The sequence below is a fragment of the Virgibacillus pantothenticus genome, from assembly GCF_018075365.1.
In the GTDB taxonomy this organism is placed as follows: Bacteria; Bacillota; Bacilli; order Bacillales; family Amphibacillaceae; genus Virgibacillus; species Virgibacillus pantothenticus.
Genome location: NZ_CP073011.1, coordinates 1,761,897 through 1,779,514, shown reverse-complemented (window position 1 = coordinate 1,779,514; position 17,618 = coordinate 1,761,897). Strand labels below are relative to the sequence as shown.

Below are 17,618 nucleotides of genomic sequence, written 5' to 3'. Positions count from 1 at the left end.
TTATTCCCCCATGCTAAACACGTATAATTCTGTTAATTGTTTTTCTTGTTTACAATAAACTTGATTTTTTTTCATTAACTCTAATAATGCGATAAATGTTACTACGATATGTGAGCGTGACGGCACTGCAAATAAGTGATCAAACAAAATTCCTTCTTTAGCTAATTTTACCTTCTGCAGTACTTCATCCATCCTTTGTTCAATCGGGATTTCAGACCTTTCAATTTTTGTTTCTAAAGGTGCATCCCATTTCTTACGTTCAAACATTTTACGTAATGCTGCTAACATGTCATAAATAGATGTCTCTCCTTGCAGCACCTGTGGGGGTGGAGTAATACTTTCATCAAATGACACGGGTTCTCTTGTATAAATTTGATTTGCTTCTTTTTCTATCAACTTTAATTGCATAGCGGCTTCTTTGTATTTTCGATACTCAATTAAGCGTTGCATGAGATCTTCTCGAGGATCCTCTATATATTCCTCTGTTTCTTCATTTAATTCAGGTTTTGGTAACAGCATTTGACTTTTTATTTCTACTAAGGTAGCTGCCATAACTAAGTATTCACTAGCGATATTCAACTCTAGCCGTTTCATTGTGTGAATGTAATGCATATACTGCTCCGTAATTTGCGCTACCGGTATATCGTAAATATCAATTTCATATTGATTAATTAAATGGAGTAATAAATCAAGCGGGCCTTCAAAGGCGTCCAACTTCACCTGATAAGCTTGCAATTTATTTCCTCCTTTCCTCAATTTTATCGTATTAATTACAAACGCCTATACACGATTTTAACTTCTAACATACGTTAGTACTGTAAGATAAATGTTAAATAACTCAACAACATTTAGGCTAAGAAGAAAAAGGAGGTATATCATTATGAGTGGTGGATATGGTTACGGTGGTGGATTCGCGTTAATCGTTGTATTATTCATTCTATTGATTATTGTTGGTGCTGCATGGCTCTAAAATAAAGAAGCTTCTTACATGGTTAAGCAGCACACGAAAATAAAAGCCGGCCTCTCCAGGCTGGCTTTTTATTCATCGTCGCTTTCGGATTCAGTTGATTCATCACACTTTTGATAAAACTCCTGAATTTCTTTCGTCGTAGAGACAGAATAGTTATTTCGATAAAGCTTATCGATTTCACTAACCATCTTCCTTCCGATGCCTAAATTACGATGTGATGGATTTACGGACACATGCTGAATAATAGCATCAGTTTCATTTTCAATCCGGATCCCAATCGCCCCTAGAACATCATCTTCTTCCTTCCATAAATACAAATGCCAATCAGAATTGGTTTCATATTCTTTAATCGTTTGCTGTAATTTTTTAACATCCTTTTCTTCAGGCATAAAAGAAAGCAAACCCATGGCTATTTTTTCTAAATTTTTCTTAAAGCGAATTAACATAAATACCCCTCATTAACAAAATAGCTTATCGACATACTTTAGACAAACAAGCTATTGGTTTTAAGCGGACAACATGATAACTGTATATGAAATAAGATTCAACAATGCAAGCTCATAATTATATTTGCATGTTTCCTTTGTTTTGTCAAATATGTAGTCGAGATGGATCTTATACAAACTTTATCAAAACCAAGCAAAATCACTCATTTTTTAATGTTGCTATTTAGCAGAAGTTGTAAAATGATTCGTCCATCTGTCTGTTTTTCATTCCACTGAAAAGGAATCAAATTAACGACCGCAATCCAAAGATTGAACCACATAAACAGGTGAATGAAAAAGGAAGAGGCAATCTGACTAATTCCCCAAAACATAATAGCTATTAGACTACTGAACAAAGGTCCAGCAGCAGTTATAAGAAGCTTTTCCCGTCTGGTATAGTCAGGTTGACGAACACTAGTAGCCATACCTCCTGCAAAAAATAAGGGGGCAATGGTAAAGTGAAATCTACCCACGTTTATTATTTTTTTCACAGTCCCTGCGCCAATAGATATATAGACCTTTTCTGCTCGAAAAAACCATGCAGCTACAGCATGCCCAAATTCATGGCATAATATACTTATCGGAGCGACAAAAACTATGAGGTAAAACAGCAGAAAAGCATGCATCATTTCCACCTCAGCATAAAGTAAAGCTTCATTCAGTTGGGGGCCATCCCCTGCGGTTTGAAGTAGAAAAAAGACTATAACCGCAGGCTTCCTTGAAAAAGTAAACATTCGTTTTCTGCGTGACAAGCACTCTGCGATCGACTTCTTGTCGACCCGAACGAATCGGGAATGCAGGCGCCGTTACCTTCCGTTTGAAATATTGTACCACCCATAAAACTCTTAAAGCAAAAACCTTACATTAGAATACATAGTTAGGCAGTATAAACCTTGACTTCCTTCATGACGTCTCCATTTTTCATCGACGTTGCAAACTCCATTCCCGTAGTTACTTGACCAAATACGGTATGAACACCATTTAAATGAGGTTGTGGTTCATGTACAATGAAAAATTGGCAACTTCCTGTATCTTTTCCAGCATGAGCCATAGACAAGGAACCTTCTTGATGTTTATGCGGATTTCCTTCTGTTTCACATTTAATCGTATATCCTGCTGATCCTGTTCCGTTACCAACTGGACAGCCCCCCTGACTGACAAATCCCGGGATGACGCGGTGAAAAGTTAACCCATTATAAAAGCCTTCATTAGCTAGCTTTTCAAAATTTGCAACCGTGTTTGGAGCAGCATCCTCATATAAATCAAATTCAATTCTATTATCGTTTTCCATTAGAATATATCCTTTTTTTGCCATTCTATAAATCTCCTTTGCTAACTGGACTAAGGTCCATTTTATCATTTAATGCTAAGCGTGCAAAGTAATTACCATGTGTTGAGTCTGTCAGGTATTTAAGAAAACTACTCTCGATTTTGTGCTTTGCTTGCTTTTAGCGGCATAGACAAAAGAATTTTTTATTAAACCCGTCTATAAAAAAGATTACGGATGGATACATACAACCACCGACATATACTTCGCGCACTTTAATCAGAAGTGAAGGAGGCCTTTCATCCCCCCGGCTATTGTTAGGTATCCGCTAGCCCCTAACTTATTCCTTTCAAAGATGAGAGCCTTCTTCTTAATCACTTAAAATTGTGAATTTGCTGTCTATCTTCTCGCAAGCAGTTTACTCATTCCCAAGGAACTATTCATAACTTAAATCGTGACGGATGATATCTTGATAGGTTTCTCGCTGGACGACAAGCTTATCTTCGCCATTTTCTACAAACACAACTGCTGGCTTGGCAAAACGATTGTAATGATTCGCCATCGAATATCCATACGCGCCCGTTGAAAAAACAGCTAAAATATCATTCTGCGAAACATGTGGTAATGGAAGATCCCAAATAAGCATGTCGCCTGATTCACAACATTTACCGGCAATCGATACGTTTGTTTCTGTTGGTGCAGCTGCCTTATTAGCGAGCACAGCTTCATACTTTGCCTGATACAGTGCTGGACGTAAATTATCTGTCATACCTCCATCAACCGCTACATAATTACGGATTCCTGGAATTTCTTTCATTGCACCTACTGTATACAAAGTAATTCCAGCATTACCAGCGATTGCTCTTCCTGGTTCTAACCAGATTTCCGGCATTGGAATAGCTAATGCTTCTACTTGCTTTTGTACCTCGTTAACTAACTCTTCTACAAATGGGGCATAGGAAATAGGCGCATCATCTTTCGTGTAGCGAATTCCATAACCTCCACCTAAATTTAACACATTCGGTGTATAACCATGCCTCTCCTTCCATGTACGTAATTCCTGAAACAAAACACTTGTAGCGAGTATAAAACGATCTGTTTCAAAAATTTGCGAGCCGATATGGCAATGAAGGCCCTGAAAGCGAATATATGGATCATTATGCATTTGTAAAAACGCGGTTTCTGCTTGTCCGTTTTGTAAGTTGAATCCGAACTTGGAATCTTCATTCCCAGTCATAATATAGTGGTGTGTTTTTGATTCAATCCCTGGTGTAACGCGCATTAAAACATCCATCTGTTTATCATACGTTTTCAATAAGCTGCGAATATGTTTAATTTCTTGAAAATTATCTACCACAATACACCCAATATTATGTTCTATCGCCATCCTTAGTTCAGCAATGCTTTTATTATTCCCATGAAAATGTATCTTTTCAGTTGGGTATCCAGCATGTAAAGCTGTATATAACTCTCCTTCAGACACAACATCCAAATACATGCCCTCTTGTTTTATAACTTGAACCATGGCGATGGATGAAAAAGCTTTACTTGCATACGCAACTTTTGCAGTTACGCCCATATTTTGAAATGTGTTTACAAACGCCCGACAATTGTCGCGAATCATTTGGACATCATAAACATACAAAGGAGTACCATATTTTTTCGCAAGCGTAACACTGTCTAAACCGCCTATTTCTAAATGACCTTGTTCATTTACAGTAAATGGATGGTTATCAATTATCATAGCTTTCAACGACCTCCGTAATCCCTTCAACGCAAGTTATAATTAAAAACTTTACCACACCAATGTATAAAAGAAAAGAGACTTGTGAAAAAAGTCGACCTCTTAGCAAAATATTGGTGTGGATATTTGCACAAAAATTATTTTTCAGGCTGACGATAATTATTTTTTGGATGAACAATGCTTGGTCTACTGTTCGTATATGGAACAGGGATTCGAACAAGCGTATGCAGCATTGCACGGGGATTAAATGGAATAAATGGCCATAAATAAGGTGTTCTTAGAGATTTAAGATGAATTAGGAACAGGATATGGACTAAGAACATACTAACAAAACCAATTAAACCAAATAAACCGGTAATTATCACAAATATAATATTGACTATTTTATTGGACACGCTCAATTCATAACTCGGCGTTACATAACCCCCAATCGCGCTGACAGATACGTACAATATAACTTCAGGACTAAACATTCCAACATCAATGGCAATTTGACCGATTAAAACAGCGGCAATCAACCCCATTGCCGTTGACAAAGGGGTTGGCGTATGAATAGCAGCCATACGAAGGAACTCAATACCAATAACCCCCATAATTATTTGAATCGGAATAGAAATATTCCCTTCTTCATTTGGACCAATAAAGGCAAGTTGTTTTGGCAATAAATCTGGCTCCATCACAAATAATAGCCATAATGGCAGTAAATACATGGAAGCAAAAACTGCCATTATACGAATCCAACGAATAAATGTCCCAATTGCAGGTGTTTGGCGATATTCTTCTGCATGCTGTAAATGGTGAAAAAACGTAGTTGGTAAAATAATCACACTCGGAGATGTATCGACTATAATTAAAACATGCCCTTCTAATAAATGGTTTGCAGCAACATCTGGTCGTTCCGTATAACGTACAAGTGGATATGGGTCCCACTTTCGATTAATAATAAATTCATCAATCGTTTTATCTGCCATCGAAATACCATCTACTTCAATTGCTTGAATCCGGTCTTTAATCAATTGAATAAGTCCTTCATCAGCGACATCATCAATATAACTTAGACAAACATCTGTTTTTGATCGTTCCCCTACTTTTAGCATTTCATTGCGTAATCTCGGGTCTCGAATTCTTCTTCTAGTTAATGCTGTATTTTCAATAATATTTTCCGTATAGCCATCTCTAGAACCGCGGACTACTCGTTCAATATCTGGTTCTTCGGGCGTTCTTCCGGGATAATTTCGTACATCTATCACAAAAGCAAATCGTTCTCCATCTATAAAAAGAACGATTAACCCGGATAACATTTGATCTATAGCTTCATCCATTGTTTTAACTTGTTCAACTTGTTGATGAATGAGACGGTTTTCAACGATTTCTGGAAGTTTTCTACCATTTGATTCATGATCATTCAAATTTACAAGTTCTTTCAATAAATCTTGAATAACAATTGAATCACATAACCCAGTCACATAATAAATGTGAATATCACGCTTTAATAATACAAGCTTGCGAAATCCTAAGTCAAAGGACACACCTATTCCCAATCTGGTTTTCATATAGTTTTCTGTATGTTTTAACTTGGGATTCACAGGGATCTTTTGATCATGTTGTGTCATATGTATGCCCCCTTTATATTTTACGTAAAAATAAAATTTAAGCCTAAAAGTAGTTTTTGTTGGTTATCGTAGGCTTTTTTGCTTATTGCTTTACAAAATATAACCACTGAAATAAAGAACCAGCTATTTTACCAAACACAATCGCCATTAGCAGCCAGAGTAGATATTTTTCAATTCCTATCCGTTTGTATAATATCGGAAATACATTTAACACCTCTGCTAATGCAGCTGCCAGCATCCCGTTAAAAACCCCTTGGAGTAATCCCCATACAGCTATAACAATGAAAGAATTCCCCCACGTAATCGAAGTAAATGATAAATAGGTTCCAAACAAACTACCTAAAAGGATGCACGCTGTGTAAATAGGTAAGAACATTTCCGTTTTACTTAATTGAATTAGCCGAGGTACGATTCCTAAAATAGTAATAAACGCTACATAACCAGCCCCAACAGCAAGTCCTGCACTAAATCCAATTAAGGCTTCAAGAAGGTGTATGAGGAGGATCGACATCGTTGCATGCATTTTCATAATGAATGACGTAGTTATCCAAATCTTGCTGATAATTGTAGATCTCTACTTCTAAAGGACTCGGTTCTTCGTTAAAGCGTTTATTAAACCAGTGATTAAAAAAAAGCAACATACCTATCCCTAAACCAAAAGAATACGGAATTTGCAGCCATAAAGGGTATTCCTCCTGTTCTCCTGTCAACAAATAATGAATTTTTTGATGCACTTCCTGCATACTTACATCATAATGAAAGTTCATAATCGTCATAGCTGTTCCGACAAAGATTAACACCCAAACTCCTAAAGCAATGAAAACAGAAGGAGATTTTCGTTGCTTCTGGATCCGAACAATCGTTTGATTCGGACCAACTAATTGGAATTCTAAATCTGGAAAATCACGATTCAAGTAGTCAATAACTAAAAAGCTGTCGATCACGACAATGTTTTTATCTTTCTTACCTAAACGGTATATTGGTATATCTTCAAGCTGACTTTTTTTTGCATCATTTGTAGAAATAACAGCAATATCCTTTAGCCGTAATACTTGATACCTAGTTAGTTCCATATTTTTTTTCATACGCAAATAAACCTGATGGTTCGGCATCCTTCTCCCTCCAACTGCTAGTGAACTTGTATCATTTAGTATTTACTAAAACAGTGAAATTTACACGGTTTATTTATGTAGAGGTTGGATTAGCAAAGAACTATACCGATTATCACAAAAATAATCCCGTATACCTCATTGGGTAAACGGGATCTTGTAACAGCCAGTTTCAGTTCGAACAAAGAAATCTAGGCATCAATATAAAGCTTCATTTCTTCCAGAATTTTTTTCTCCAATCGAGAGACTTGAACTTGCGAAATACCAAGACGTTTTGCTACTTCGGATTGCGTTTGGTCTTTGTAGTAGCGCAAGTAAACAATTAGCCTTTCTCTTTCACTGAGACCACGAATTGCTTCTTGTAAAGTGATTCGTTCAAACCATTTTGAGTCTTCGTCCGATATTTGATCTAATAACGTAATTGGGTCACCATCATTCTCAAATACGGTTTCATGAATCGACTGAGGAGATTTACTTGCTTCTTGAGCATGAACAACTTCCTCTGGTGAAATGTCCAATGCTTCTGATATTTCATTTACTGTTGGTGATCTACCGAATTTCTTTGTTAATTCATCTTTTTTCTTTCGAATACGATTACCTGTTTCTTTCAGTGATCGACTTACCTTCACAGTCCCATCATCCCGAATAAAGCGTTGGATTTCACCAATAATCATCGGAACAGCATAGGTAGAAAAACGCACATCATAAGATAGATCAAATTTATCAATGGACTTAATGAGGCCTATACTTCCAATTTGGAACAAATCATCAGGGTCATATCCTCTATTAATAAATCGCTGTACAACAGACCAAACGAGGCGCATATTTTTTTCCACTAACATATCTCTTGCTGCTTTATCACCATGTTGACTTTTTTCTATTAGTGTCTTTACCTCTTCATCTGTTAGCGCTTCGCTTCTATTATCCCCTTGCACATTAACCTTCATCGGCAAAACCCTTCACGATGAGCACACCGTTTTCGCGTTTGTCAATTGTTTCGTCATGTGTACAGTCGTTCCCTGACCAGGGTTAGATATAACCTCCACCGTGTCCATAAAATTTTCGATGATTGTAAATCCCATGCCAGACCTTTCTAACTCAGGTTTGGAAGTATATAACGGTTGCCGGGCTTCATCAATATCCTCGATCCCCGTGCCGTTATCTTTAATGGTTAATTCAACCTCTCCATCCATTATTGCACAAGTTATCGTTACTTCATGATACGGTTCATTATTATAAGCATGAATAATACAGTTGGTTACGGCTTCTGATACAACTGTTTTGATTTCTGTAAGCTCATCCATTGTCGGATCTAGCTTACTTACAAAAGCAGCTACTGTTACTCTGGCAAAAGATTCATTTTCACTAACACTTGAAAAGGTAACTGTCATTTCATTTTTCACGATGCCACCCCCAATGTTTCTAAAGCAAATTGTTCATTCTCCTCTAAGCGAACAATCTTAAATAACCCTGACATTTCAAATAACCGTCTGATAGGTGGAGATATGGAGCAAACTACCATCTCCCCACCTAACTGCAATACTTCTTTATACCTCCCTAGTACAACTCCGAGACCAGAACTATCCATAAAATCCATGGCTTCCAGATTTAATACAACATGTTTGACATCATGTTCATACATCACTTTTTTCCATTCCATACGCAGTTGTTCTGCTTCGTGATGATCTAATTCTCCGGCAAGCCGGACGACTAATACATTCTCCTTTACAGCAAATGTTGAATGAAGTCCCATTGCCATTTCTCCTCCTTATTTCTTAACTGCCGATACTTTTATTAATTCGAGCATCTAGACTATAAATCCTGCTAGTTGACAAAAGAAGAAGTAGTTCCCCTAAAAAAGAACTAATTAATCATTTTTCGCCAATTTTTGCCATGTTCGCTTCCAAAGCGTACCATACGAAGCATTATCAATCGATTCTTTAACGGTCAGATCACTTCTGGATAGTATATTTTCCCCATCCTTTACAATTAGCTCCCCTACGGTCTCCCCTTTTTGCACGGGAAGCTGCATATCTTCTTTCATGGCAATCTCTGTCGTTACATTTTCCATCGAGTCTCCTCGCTTAAATAATGTGCTGATCGATTCTGAAGCTACTACATCTGTTTGTTTATTTTCAGCCTTAGTTAGTTTTAACTCCGTGATTTTATCCCCTTTATCAAATAACTTTTTCGTCTGAAAATGATTGAAGGCATAGTCAAGCATTTGGGAAACTTGTTCATTTCTTTCTTTAGAAGAGCTAGAACCCATTACTACTGCAATAACACGCATATCTTCTTTTTCCGCAGTTGCGGTTAAACAGTATTTTGCATCACTTGTGTAACCTGTTTTAAGACCATCAACGCCAGAATAAAATTTAACTAATCGATTTGTATTAACGAGCCAAAATTCATTCTCTTGTCCTTTGCGTAAATAATCCTCATAAATGGAGGTATAGCTGGTAATATCCTCGTACTTCAATAACTCTTTTGACATCACAGCCATATCATAAGCTGTGCTGTAATGATCATCAGCAGGAAGTCCTGTTACATTTTGAAATTTGGTATTCTTTAGTTGTAATTCTTTTACTTTCTCGTTCATTTTTTGTACAAAAGCCCCTTCGCTTCCGGCTACGCGTTCTGCCAAAGCAACACTTGCATCATTTCCCGAAGCGATTGCAATTCCTTTTAATAGATCATCCACAGTCATTTCTTCTCCTGCTTCCAAGAAGATTTGTGATCCGCCCATGGAAGCCGCATGTTCACTAACTCTCACTTTTTCATCCAGTTTTAACTTCCCTTCATCCAAAGCTTCCATGATTAATAACAAAGTCATAATTTTTGTCATGCTTGCTGGTGATAGTTTTTCATGTTCATTTTTATTAAATAGTACTTTTCCCGTGTCACGCTCCATCAAAAGAGCCGATTTTGCATCGTTCGCTAGATTTTGATCTTTCGTACTTTTCTTTTCTTCTGCACTTGCAAAAGTCATTGTATTCATAGTTATTATACATACGATGCTAATGATCCATAGAGCCTTTTTCATTCTTTTCCCTCCAATATTTCTATGTAGCTTGTTCAAATACTGCTTTGGATGTTTTAAAAGTAAAAACATACTCCTAGTTTTATTTCAGACGACATACATATAGGTTCGCCAATTTTTTCATTTTTTATACCAATCTTATAATTCATTTATCGTGAATGTAAGGTTCGGCACAACTCCACTTCAAGAAATGAAAGTAAAACAAAGAAACTTGGGAGATTACGGCAGCTAAATTCTTATTCTTGCCTGTAAACTGTCGATTGCAGAAGGTGCGACACCAAGTAAAAATTCTTCTTTTTTAAATGGTGAACAAAGGCTCGGGGCGCCCGTTTAGCAACGTAGCGAATGGAACGGAATCAACTAAAGATTTAGGAATCACGCCACTAAAACTGGGGTATGCCGACGTGGGCGGCAAGCCCGTTTTTAGTCGGCCTTCCCCTTAGCGACAAACCGATGATGACTTTTTTCGTAGGGCGCATTTCTTAAGTCGCATAGTTGCTTAGCTCATGCGCCGGATGTGACTAGTCGGTTATTTCGTTATCCCCAAGCACATCAATTTATAGGTTCCTATACAACAAGGAAAACTACGTTAGCGACGTATTACACACAGAAATAGTGTTATTTTTTTCGGAAAGAGGAACTTTATATTTTATTAGTAGAGGACATAAACAAGGTTATACTAAATGAAGTTTCACTGTATAAAAGTATCCTGTTGCATAAATTAGATACTAAAAAAACTTATTTTGGTCACTTGAAAAAATAGCCGCAAACGGAATATAGAATGCTTTGTATAAAAAAAGCCATCCTGTTCGATGCAAATATATAAAGGTGTACCTGTCCTACTTCGTAAAAAAAAGACCCTTCAATGCGTAAAATGTACCCTATAGGGTAGACGCTCTAAAAAAGCCTACCTATAGGGTACAATTCACAGTTGTCAAGGGTCTTTAATTATTTTATTATTCTGTTACCATACCATGAATTAATGTTGGAGCTTCTATTTCACCTGCTGAAATTGAAATACTACGATAAAGCTTGTCTTTCACTTCGTCAACGTCTTCTGAATTTGTGTGAATCGTAAGTAAGGATTCTCCTTCTTTTACTTCGTCCCCAATCTTCTTATGCAGAACAATACCAACGGCTAAGTCAATGACTGCATCCTTTGTTGCTCTTCCAGCACCTAGCATCATTGCTGCTGTTCCAATGTCATCAGCTATGATTTCGGCGACTTTTCCAGAAGATTTAGCTGGCAACTCGATTTGATATGTTGCTTGTGGGAGAGATTCTGGTTGATCGACAACAGAGGCATCGCCACCTTGTGAGTTTAGGAAAATTTTAAACTGCTGTAATGCCTTACCATTATGGAGATTTTCCTCTAATTTTGCTCGAGCTTCTTTAATTGTTGCGGCCTGCTTTGCCAACACAACCATTTGACTTCCTAATGTCAAACAAAGCTCCGTTAGATCTTCAGGACCATTCCCTTGCAATGTTTCAATTGCTTCTTTTACTTCTAATGCATTTCCAATTGCATTACCTAGTGGCTGACTCATATCTGAAATAACCGCCATCGTATTTCTGCCTACTTTGTTTCCAATGGTGACCATAGCAGTAGCGAGTTCCTTTGCATCGTCCAAATCTTTCATAAATGCACCAGCGCCTGTCTTTACATCGAGCACAATAGCATCAGCGCCTGAGGCAATTTTTTTACTCATAATAGAACTAGCGATTAAAGGAATGGAGTTAACGGTTGCTGTTACATCTCTTAAACCATAGATTTTCTTATCTGCTGGAGTAAGGTTTCCTGATTGACCAACTACCGCTACTTTATTTTTGTTTACTAATTCAATAAATTCATCATTTGATATTTCCACATGAAAGCCTGGTACAGATTCCAGTTTATCAATGGTACCACCTGTATGACCTAAGCCTCTACCACTCATTTTTGCTACAGGCACACCTACAGAAGCGACTAACGGTGCAAGAATTAAGGTTGTTGTATCCCCAACTCCACCAGTGGAATGCTTATCTACTTTTATTCCATCAATCGCTGATAAATCAATCTGATCGCCTGATTCTACCATTGCCTGAGTCAACTCTGCTCGTTCCTGATCATTCATATCCTGAAAATAAATCGCCATTAATAGTGCGCTAACTTGATAATCAGGAATTTCCCCATTTGTATAGCCTTGAATAAAAAATTGAATTTCCTCTTTTGTGAGTGCTTGGTTATCTCGTTTCTTCTCAATAATGTCATACATACGCATGTTTATCACCCTTACCTTTCAGGAATAGTTTGGATAACTTTCTTGACGAATTGCAGAAAAGATGCTTTCACTTGTTCAGTTGTTTCAATTACTTCATCATGCGTTAATGGCTGATCGAGAATTCCAGCAGCCATATTTGATATACAAGAGATACCTAGTACTTCCATACCTGCATGAGCTGCTACAATAACTTCAGGAACCGTTGACATTCCTACCGCATCTCCTCCTAACGTTCGAAGCATGCGAACTTCAGCAGGTGTCTCATAAGATGGACCAGTATTACCAACATATACCCCTTTTTGTATCGACAGACCAATCTCTTGAGCACAAGATTCCGCATGGGCAATCAGTCTCTTACTATACACTTCAGACATGTCAGGAAATCTCACTCCTAAACAGTCATCGTTTCTGCCGATTAACGGATTTACGCCCATATTGTTGATATGATCTGTAATTAACATCAGATTACCAGGTTGAAACTGCTCGTTAATTCCTCCAGCGGCATTCGTGACTAGTAAGGTTTCAATTCCAAGTTCCTTAAAAACACGAATCGGGAAAGTAACTTGTTGCATTGAATATCCTTCGTAGTAGTGAAAGCGTCCTTGCATTGCAATCACTGGTTTGCCTTTTAGCAGTCCTGAAACTAATTGTCCTTTATGACCAGAAACTGTTGATTCTGGAAAATCTGGTATCTCCTGATATGGGATTGTTACTGCATCTTCTATTTCTTCCGCTAAGACACCTAGACCAGACCCAAGTATTAATCCAATTTTAGGCTTATGTGTTAATTTTGTTTGTAAAAATGTACTTGCTTGTTGCATCGCTTCTTGATTCATTTCTATTCCCCCTCACCGTTTAAATTGTATTTAAAAAGCTTGTGCCATGCTGTGGTAGTTTAACTTGGAAATTATCTGCAATGGTCGCACCAATATCAGCAAACGTTTCACGAATTGGTAATTCCTTTCCTTCTTGTATACCGTTATGATAAACAAGTAATGGAACATATTCTCTCGTATGATCTGTACCGTGATGAGTTGGGTCATTTCCATGATCGGCAGTGATGATTAACAGATCATCATGCTGTAATTTCTCTAATACTTCTGTAAGACGAGCATCATAAGCTTCCAAAGCTTCAGCATAACCATCCGGATCGCGACGATGTCCATACTTCGCATCAAAATCAACTAAATTTAAAAAGCTAATTCCAGTAAAATTTTCCTTCATGGATTCTACTAATTTTGTCATTCCATCATCGTTATCTTTTGTACGGATGGCTTTTGTAACTCCTTCACCATCGTAAATGTCACATATTTTCCCTAATGCAATGACATCATAATTGTTTTCCTGTAATTCGTTCATGACCGTTTTTCCAAACGGTTTTAATGCATAGTCATGTCGATTAGCAGTTCGTTCAAATGCGCCTGGTTTTCCAATGAATGGACGCGCAATTACACGACCAACCATATATTTTTCATCTAATGTTAGTTTACGAGCTATCTCACAAATACGATATTGTTCGTCAATGGGAATAATTTCTTCATGTGCAGCGATTTGCAAGACTGAATCGGCAGAAGTGTAGACGATTAAAGCTCCTGTTTCCATATGCTCTTCACCGAGCTCCTCAATAATTTTCGTCCCAGATGCCGGTTTATTACCAATTACTTTACGACCGGTCTGTTTCTCCAACTCTTGGATCAGTTCATCCGGAAAGCCCTCTGGAAATGTGCGAAACGGTTGCTCAATATGCAGCCCCATGATTTCCCAATGACCTGTCATCGTATCTTTTCCATTGGAAGCTTCTTTCATTTTTGTATAATGGGCTTTAGGTGAAGCCGCTTTCTCAATTCCTTGAATTTCTCGGATATTACTTAACCCTAAACTTGCCATGTTTGGCATGTGAAGACCTTTCCGATGAGCAGCAATATGCCCAAGTGTATCCGCACCCTGATCATTAAATTTATCTGCGTCTGGTGCTTCTCCAATACCTACAGAGTCCATCACAACTAGAAAAATACGTTTGAATTTTTTCAATGTTGTTCCCTCCTTATAGTTATTATGTTCCCGAAAATAATCGGAACTATGTCTACATTATCATCCAGTGGTAGGATGTCAGACAACTATCATAAAAAAATTATGCTCTTGGATGGTAACTTGTATAAACATCCTTTAGCCTAGATTTTGTTACATGTGTATAAATTTGTGTTGTTGAAATATCTACATGCCCAAGCATTTCTTGAACAAGGCGCAAATCAGCTCCATTTTCTAATAAATGTGTAGCAAAAGAGTGACGTAACGTATGAGGAGTAATTGCTTTTGTTATTCCAGCTTCCAAAGCCCTTTTCTTTAGAATTTTCCAAAATCCTTGGCGTGACAATGGTTTTCCGTGTTGATTAACAAACAAAGTAGCAGTTTCTGGGTGACGCTTTATTAACTTTTCTCTCCCTTGTTGTAAATATGTTTCAATTGCGCGGATAGCTGTATTCCCAACTGGAACAATCCGTTCCTTAGATCCTTTGCCGACACATTGAATAAATCCCATCGTCAGGTGCAAATCCGAGGTTTTCAATGTAATCATTTCGGAAACCCGTAAACCTGTTGCATAAAGAAGTTCGAACATCGCTTTATTGCGTAACTGTAAAGGGCTTGTACCTTGGATGTTTAAAAGCGCATCCATTTCTTTGATGGATAAAACATCTGGTAATTTACGCTCCTTTTTTGGTGTTTCAATATGCAAACTTGCATCATGCGTTACTAGTTGCTCGCGAATTAAAAACTGATGAAATGCTCGAATCGAAGAAATATGCCGAGCAATTGTCGCTGATGATTTATGATTGTCCTTTAAACTGTATAAAAATCCCGTCATATCTGCTCGTGTAACTTCTTCCCAGTTGTTTTTTTGCACATTAGTTTTTAAATATTGCATATAGTTTGCGATATCTCTTTGATAGGAAGCCAGCGTATTTTCTGCTAGCCCGCGCTCAATTCGCAAATAATGGAAAAAATCTTCCGCACTATCATGTAACATCTTTCTACTCCCCTAAACGGAAAAATAAATGAATACGCTCGAAAAAACTATGCTCTTCCGTAAACACTTTCACCGCTGGCCCTTCTGGAGGGTCATAACGATGATAATGTTCGTATTCCGCATGCATGACGCGTAAACCGTAATAAAATAATAAAGTGAACGCAATAAAGAGACAAAATACTTTTAACATGTCCAAAAGCATCATTTTCATATCCATTACTCCTCTAAAAAATATCTTTATAAAAGATATGCAAAAATAGAGGCGTAATATACATAGAAAACATAAGAAAAAAGCATTTCTAACAAAGGATCTTATCTTTAATTTACCGCTTTTATGTTCATTTGTAAATGATTTTCCATTATATAAATAAATTCATTAGCATTTGTTTTTGAAAGTGCTTAAGTAGTAGTCACAAAAGTTGGTTGGCTGATAACTTTAAGCAGTAGGAAAATAGAAACATGGAATCCAGTTACCGGAGTAGCTTCATCATATGTATTCTCACGTTCTTACTCTGTCTTTTTCTAAGTAACAATGCTATAAATACGTGCTCCTAGTATAGTCTGTAAACTCAACTAGAAGCACTTACTGTTATCGTCTGGCACTGTTTACAAACTCCGTGAAACGTAAGTCGATGATCCTTTACCTGAAATCCCCATTCATTTTGGACGATTTTTTCAACCTCTTCAAGCAGATCTTCCTCTATTTCTTCTACGGAGCCACATTCAGAGCAAACGAGATGATGATGCGAGTGCTTGGCACCTTCTTTTCGCAGGTCGTAACGAGAAACACCATCACCAAAATTTATTTTATCAACAATTTTTAATTCCGATAATAATTCCAATGTACGATATACAGTTGCCAAACCGATTTCCGGTGCTATTTCTTTCACAAGTAGATAAACATCTTCAGCACTTAAATGGTCTTCTTCTCTTTCCAGTAAAACTCGGACAGTCGCCTCGCGCTGTGGTGTTAGCTTGTAACTTTGGGCGTGGAGCTGTTTTTTTATCCGATCGATTCGATGTTCCATTGGGCGATTACCTCCCTCATATCCCATCTTTATTATATGCTTGGATGAAAATTGTGTCAAAGCAAAATACTATTAGTTTATATTTAAAATAATTATAATATAATACTCGTTATTAGTAAAATGAACGAACCATCCACTGCATCGCCTCATTCGAAACAAACGTCTCTAATAAGGCAGCTATACTAGCAAAAAGTATTAGCAAAGAAAATAGTAGCACATATCTCCCAAATGGTTGGAATACTGGCTGTGCAATTCTATTGCTAAATAATTTGCTCAACAATGTTAAGGAAAAAATCATTGCCAAACTCCCCGCTATTATATATACGGGTATAATGAGAAAATTTTGCGGTGCAATTGATAAACTTGCCAGTAAAAGCCCGTTCATGCCAAGCTGATTAACCATAAATCCTACGGAGAACCCTACTACCAAACCTTTAAGAAAGATGAGAATCCACACTAATGGCAAGCCAATGACGGATAATCCTAACACGAATAAAAGCAACAAATACTTTATATGGTAGAAAAAGCTATTTTTAAAAATTTCTATATATGCTGCTTGCTCATTATCCGTTACCTGCTTAAAAAAGCGTTCCAAATAAAAGAACAAATCTTGTTTTTGTACGAAATTCATACTGTTAACGAGGATTGCACCAAATATAATACCTGTTAAAAATAGAATGACCATAAACAAATATATGGTGGCGTGCTCTTTGACATGGTTGATGAGAAGCGTTTTATTTTTATGCATTGGAATCCTCCATTCAATAAACTGCTATAATAAAAACTATGAAGGTAACCAAGCAAAAATACCAATTTTCTATGAGCTTTCTATTAATTATGTCCATAAATAAGAGGTTTGTGTCAGCGAAACTTTAGCAGGATCCATATACTTGATTGAAAAGGCAGGAACTTTTCTTATTTGTAAACATCTGCAATAGAGTGAATCTTCCATCAGCGAGGCAGCGGTTCATTCATCCCCCAACGATTGTTAGTACCATAATGGTATGATCTAAAGGCTTATTACGAAATAGGTCATTTAGGTGCTGTTATCTCCCACTTAGACTTATTACAGAACA

Annotated in this window: 20 protein-coding genes; 1 reads left to right on the top strand and 19 read right to left on the bottom strand. The window is 37.2% G+C overall.

The window, feature by feature from the left end:
- A complete protein-coding gene (locus KBP50_RS08425) occupies nucleotides 1-735 on the bottom strand; it encodes a segregation/condensation protein A (protein WP_050352986.1) in 735 nt (244 codons plus the stop codon).
- Nucleotides 736-880: 145 nt separating this feature from the next.
- Between KBP50_RS08425 and KBP50_RS08420 the strand changes: the two genes are divergently transcribed.
- Nucleotides 881-970, top strand: coding sequence for a YjcZ family sporulation protein (locus tag KBP50_RS08420; RefSeq protein ID WP_021291215.1), 90 nt, complete (start codon nucleotides 881-883; stop codon nucleotides 968-970).
- Nucleotides 971-1,038: 68 nt separating this feature from the next.
- Here KBP50_RS08420 and KBP50_RS08415 read toward each other — a convergent pair whose 3' ends face one another.
- The 18 genes from KBP50_RS08415 to spoIIM form a co-directional block, all read right to left on the bottom strand.
- Nucleotides 1,039-1,416, bottom strand: coding sequence for a GNAT family N-acetyltransferase (locus KBP50_RS08415; RefSeq protein ID WP_050352987.1), 378 nt, complete (start codon nucleotides 1,414-1,416; stop codon nucleotides 1,039-1,041).
- A 203-nt stretch (nucleotides 1,417-1,619) separates the two neighbouring features.
- Complete coding sequence (locus KBP50_RS08410; protein ID WP_050352988.1) at nucleotides 1,620-2,189, bottom strand: M50 family metallopeptidase; 570 nt, start codon at nucleotides 2,187-2,189, stop codon at nucleotides 1,620-1,622.
- A gap of 143 nt (nucleotides 2,190-2,332) precedes the next feature.
- Nucleotides 2,333-2,770 carry a peptidylprolyl isomerase gene (locus tag KBP50_RS08405; RefSeq protein ID WP_050352989.1) on the bottom strand — a complete coding sequence of 146 codons (438 nt, stop codon included), beginning with the start codon at nucleotides 2,768-2,770 and terminating at the stop codon, nucleotides 2,333-2,335.
- A 388-nt stretch (nucleotides 2,771-3,158) separates the two neighbouring features.
- Nucleotides 3,159-4,466, bottom strand: coding sequence for a diaminopimelate decarboxylase (gene lysA, locus KBP50_RS08400; protein ID WP_050352990.1), 1,308 nt, complete (start codon nucleotides 4,464-4,466; stop codon nucleotides 3,159-3,161).
- 137 nt (nucleotides 4,467-4,603) lie between these two features.
- The gene (locus KBP50_RS08395; protein ID WP_050352991.1) at nucleotides 4,604-6,079 is read right to left on the bottom strand and encodes a spore germination protein; all 1,476 of its coding nucleotides are present in this window, start codon (nucleotides 6,077-6,079) and stop codon (nucleotides 4,604-4,606) included.
- A gap of 82 nt (nucleotides 6,080-6,161) precedes the next feature.
- Nucleotides 6,162-6,608, bottom strand: coding sequence for a stage V sporulation protein AB (locus KBP50_RS08390; protein WP_269466270.1), 447 nt, complete (start codon nucleotides 6,606-6,608; stop codon nucleotides 6,162-6,164).
- The gene (locus KBP50_RS08385) at nucleotides 6,562-7,191 is read right to left on the bottom strand and encodes a stage V sporulation protein AA (RefSeq protein WP_050352993.1); all 630 of its coding nucleotides are present in this window, start codon (nucleotides 7,189-7,191) and stop codon (nucleotides 6,562-6,564) included. The genes KBP50_RS08390 and KBP50_RS08385 overlap by 47 nt, the downstream gene beginning before the upstream one ends.
- Nucleotides 7,192-7,379: 188 nt before the next feature.
- Nucleotides 7,380-8,135: an RNA polymerase sporulation sigma factor SigF gene (sigF, locus tag KBP50_RS08380; protein WP_050352994.1), complete on the bottom strand. Its 756-nt coding sequence runs from the start codon at nucleotides 8,133-8,135 to the stop codon at nucleotides 7,380-7,382.
- Nucleotides 8,136-8,147: 12 nt separating this feature from the next.
- Nucleotides 8,148-8,591, bottom strand: a complete 444-nt coding sequence (spoIIAB, locus tag KBP50_RS08375) for an anti-sigma F factor (RefSeq protein ID WP_050352995.1) — start codon at nucleotides 8,589-8,591, stop codon at nucleotides 8,148-8,150.
- A complete protein-coding gene (gene spoIIAA / locus KBP50_RS08370) occupies nucleotides 8,588-8,941 on the bottom strand; it encodes an anti-sigma F factor antagonist (RefSeq protein WP_050353548.1) in 354 nt (117 codons plus the stop codon). The genes spoIIAB and spoIIAA overlap by 4 nt, the downstream gene beginning before the upstream one ends.
- A 114-nt stretch (nucleotides 8,942-9,055) precedes the next feature.
- On the bottom strand, nucleotides 9,056-10,231 hold the full coding sequence (locus tag KBP50_RS08365; protein WP_050352996.1) for a D-alanyl-D-alanine carboxypeptidase family protein: 1,176 nt from the start codon (nucleotides 10,229-10,231) through the stop codon (nucleotides 9,056-9,058).
- A gap of 953 nt (nucleotides 10,232-11,184) precedes the next feature.
- On the bottom strand, nucleotides 11,185-12,489 hold the full coding sequence (locus KBP50_RS08360; protein ID WP_050352997.1) for a pyrimidine-nucleoside phosphorylase: 1,305 nt from the start codon (nucleotides 12,487-12,489) through the stop codon (nucleotides 11,185-11,187).
- Nucleotides 12,490-12,500: 11 nt separating this feature from the next.
- Nucleotides 12,501-13,325, bottom strand: a complete 825-nt coding sequence (locus KBP50_RS08355; protein WP_050352998.1) for a purine-nucleoside phosphorylase — start codon at nucleotides 13,323-13,325, stop codon at nucleotides 12,501-12,503.
- Nucleotides 13,326-13,344: 19 nt separating this feature from the next.
- The gene (gene deoB, locus KBP50_RS08350) at nucleotides 13,345-14,520 is read right to left on the bottom strand and encodes a phosphopentomutase (RefSeq protein WP_076361882.1); all 1,176 of its coding nucleotides are present in this window, start codon (nucleotides 14,518-14,520) and stop codon (nucleotides 13,345-13,347) included.
- A gap of 100 nt (nucleotides 14,521-14,620) precedes the next feature.
- On the bottom strand, nucleotides 14,621-15,514 hold the full coding sequence (gene xerD, locus KBP50_RS08345) for a site-specific tyrosine recombinase XerD (protein ID WP_050352999.1): 894 nt from the start codon (nucleotides 15,512-15,514) through the stop codon (nucleotides 14,621-14,623).
- A gap of 4 nt (nucleotides 15,515-15,518) precedes the next feature.
- Nucleotides 15,519-15,725: a DUF4227 family protein gene (locus KBP50_RS08340; RefSeq protein ID WP_050353000.1), complete on the bottom strand. Its 207-nt coding sequence runs from the start codon at nucleotides 15,723-15,725 to the stop codon at nucleotides 15,519-15,521.
- Nucleotides 15,726-16,083: 358 nt separating this feature from the next.
- Entirely contained in the window at nucleotides 16,084-16,542 is a 459-nt protein-coding gene (fur, locus tag KBP50_RS08335) for a ferric iron uptake transcriptional regulator (protein ID WP_050353001.1), read from the bottom strand.
- 112 nt (nucleotides 16,543-16,654) lie between these two features.
- Entirely contained in the window at nucleotides 16,655-17,290 is a 636-nt protein-coding gene (gene spoIIM, locus KBP50_RS08330; protein WP_050353002.1) for a stage II sporulation protein M, read from the bottom strand.
- Nucleotides 17,291-17,618 lie beyond the last annotated feature (328 nt).

Excerpts from the sequence above, each read along its gene's own strand:
- KBP50_RS08420 (WP_021291215.1), top strand. The coding sequence starts at position 881 with ATGAGTGGTGGATATGGTTACGGTGGTGGATTCGCGTTAATCGTTGTA.
- KBP50_RS08415 (WP_050352987.1), bottom strand. The coding sequence starts at position 1,416 with ATGTTAATTCGCTTTAAGAAAAATTTAGAAAAAATAGCCATGGGTTTG.
- KBP50_RS08410 (WP_050352988.1), bottom strand. The coding sequence starts at position 2,189 with ATGTTTACTTTTTCAAGGAAGCCTGCGGTTATAGTCTTTTTTCTACTT.
- KBP50_RS08405 (WP_050352989.1), bottom strand. The coding sequence starts at position 2,770 with ATGGCAAAAAAAGGATATATTCTAATGGAAAACGATAATAGAATTGAA.
- lysA (WP_050352990.1), bottom strand. The coding sequence starts at position 4,466 with ATGATAATTGATAACCATCCATTTACTGTAAATGAACAAGGTCATTTA.
- KBP50_RS08395 (WP_050352991.1), bottom strand. The coding sequence starts at position 6,079 with ATGACACAACATGATCAAAAGATCCCTGTGAATCCCAAGTTAAAACAT.
- KBP50_RS08390 (WP_269466270.1), bottom strand. The coding sequence starts at position 6,608 with ATGAAAATGCATGCAACGATGTCGATCCTCCTCATACACCTTCTTGAA.
- KBP50_RS08385 (WP_050352993.1), bottom strand. The coding sequence starts at position 7,191 with ATGCCGAACCATCAGGTTTATTTGCGTATGAAAAAAAATATGGAACTA.
- sigF (WP_050352994.1), bottom strand. The coding sequence starts at position 8,135 with ATGAAGGTTAATGTGCAAGGGGATAATAGAAGCGAAGCGCTAACAGAT.
- spoIIAA (WP_050353548.1), bottom strand. The coding sequence starts at position 8,941 with ATGGGACTTCATTCAACATTTGCTGTAAAGGAGAATGTATTAGTCGTC.
- KBP50_RS08365 (WP_050352996.1), bottom strand. The coding sequence starts at position 10,231 with ATGAAAAAGGCTCTATGGATCATTAGCATCGTATGTATAATAACTATG.
- KBP50_RS08360 (WP_050352997.1), bottom strand. The coding sequence starts at position 12,489 with ATGCGTATGTATGACATTATTGAGAAGAAACGAGATAACCAAGCACTC.
- KBP50_RS08355 (WP_050352998.1), bottom strand. The coding sequence starts at position 13,325 with ATGAATCAAGAAGCGATGCAACAAGCAAGTACATTTTTACAAACAAAA.
- xerD (WP_050352999.1), bottom strand. The coding sequence starts at position 15,514 with ATGTTACATGATAGTGCGGAAGATTTTTTCCATTATTTGCGAATTGAG.
- KBP50_RS08340 (WP_050353000.1), bottom strand. The coding sequence starts at position 15,725 with ATGAAAATGATGCTTTTGGACATGTTAAAAGTATTTTGTCTCTTTATT.
- fur (WP_050353001.1), bottom strand. The coding sequence starts at position 16,542 with ATGGAACATCGAATCGATCGGATAAAAAAACAGCTCCACGCCCAAAGT.
- spoIIM (WP_050353002.1), bottom strand. The coding sequence starts at position 17,290 with ATGCATAAAAATAAAACGCTTCTCATCAACCATGTCAAAGAGCACGCC.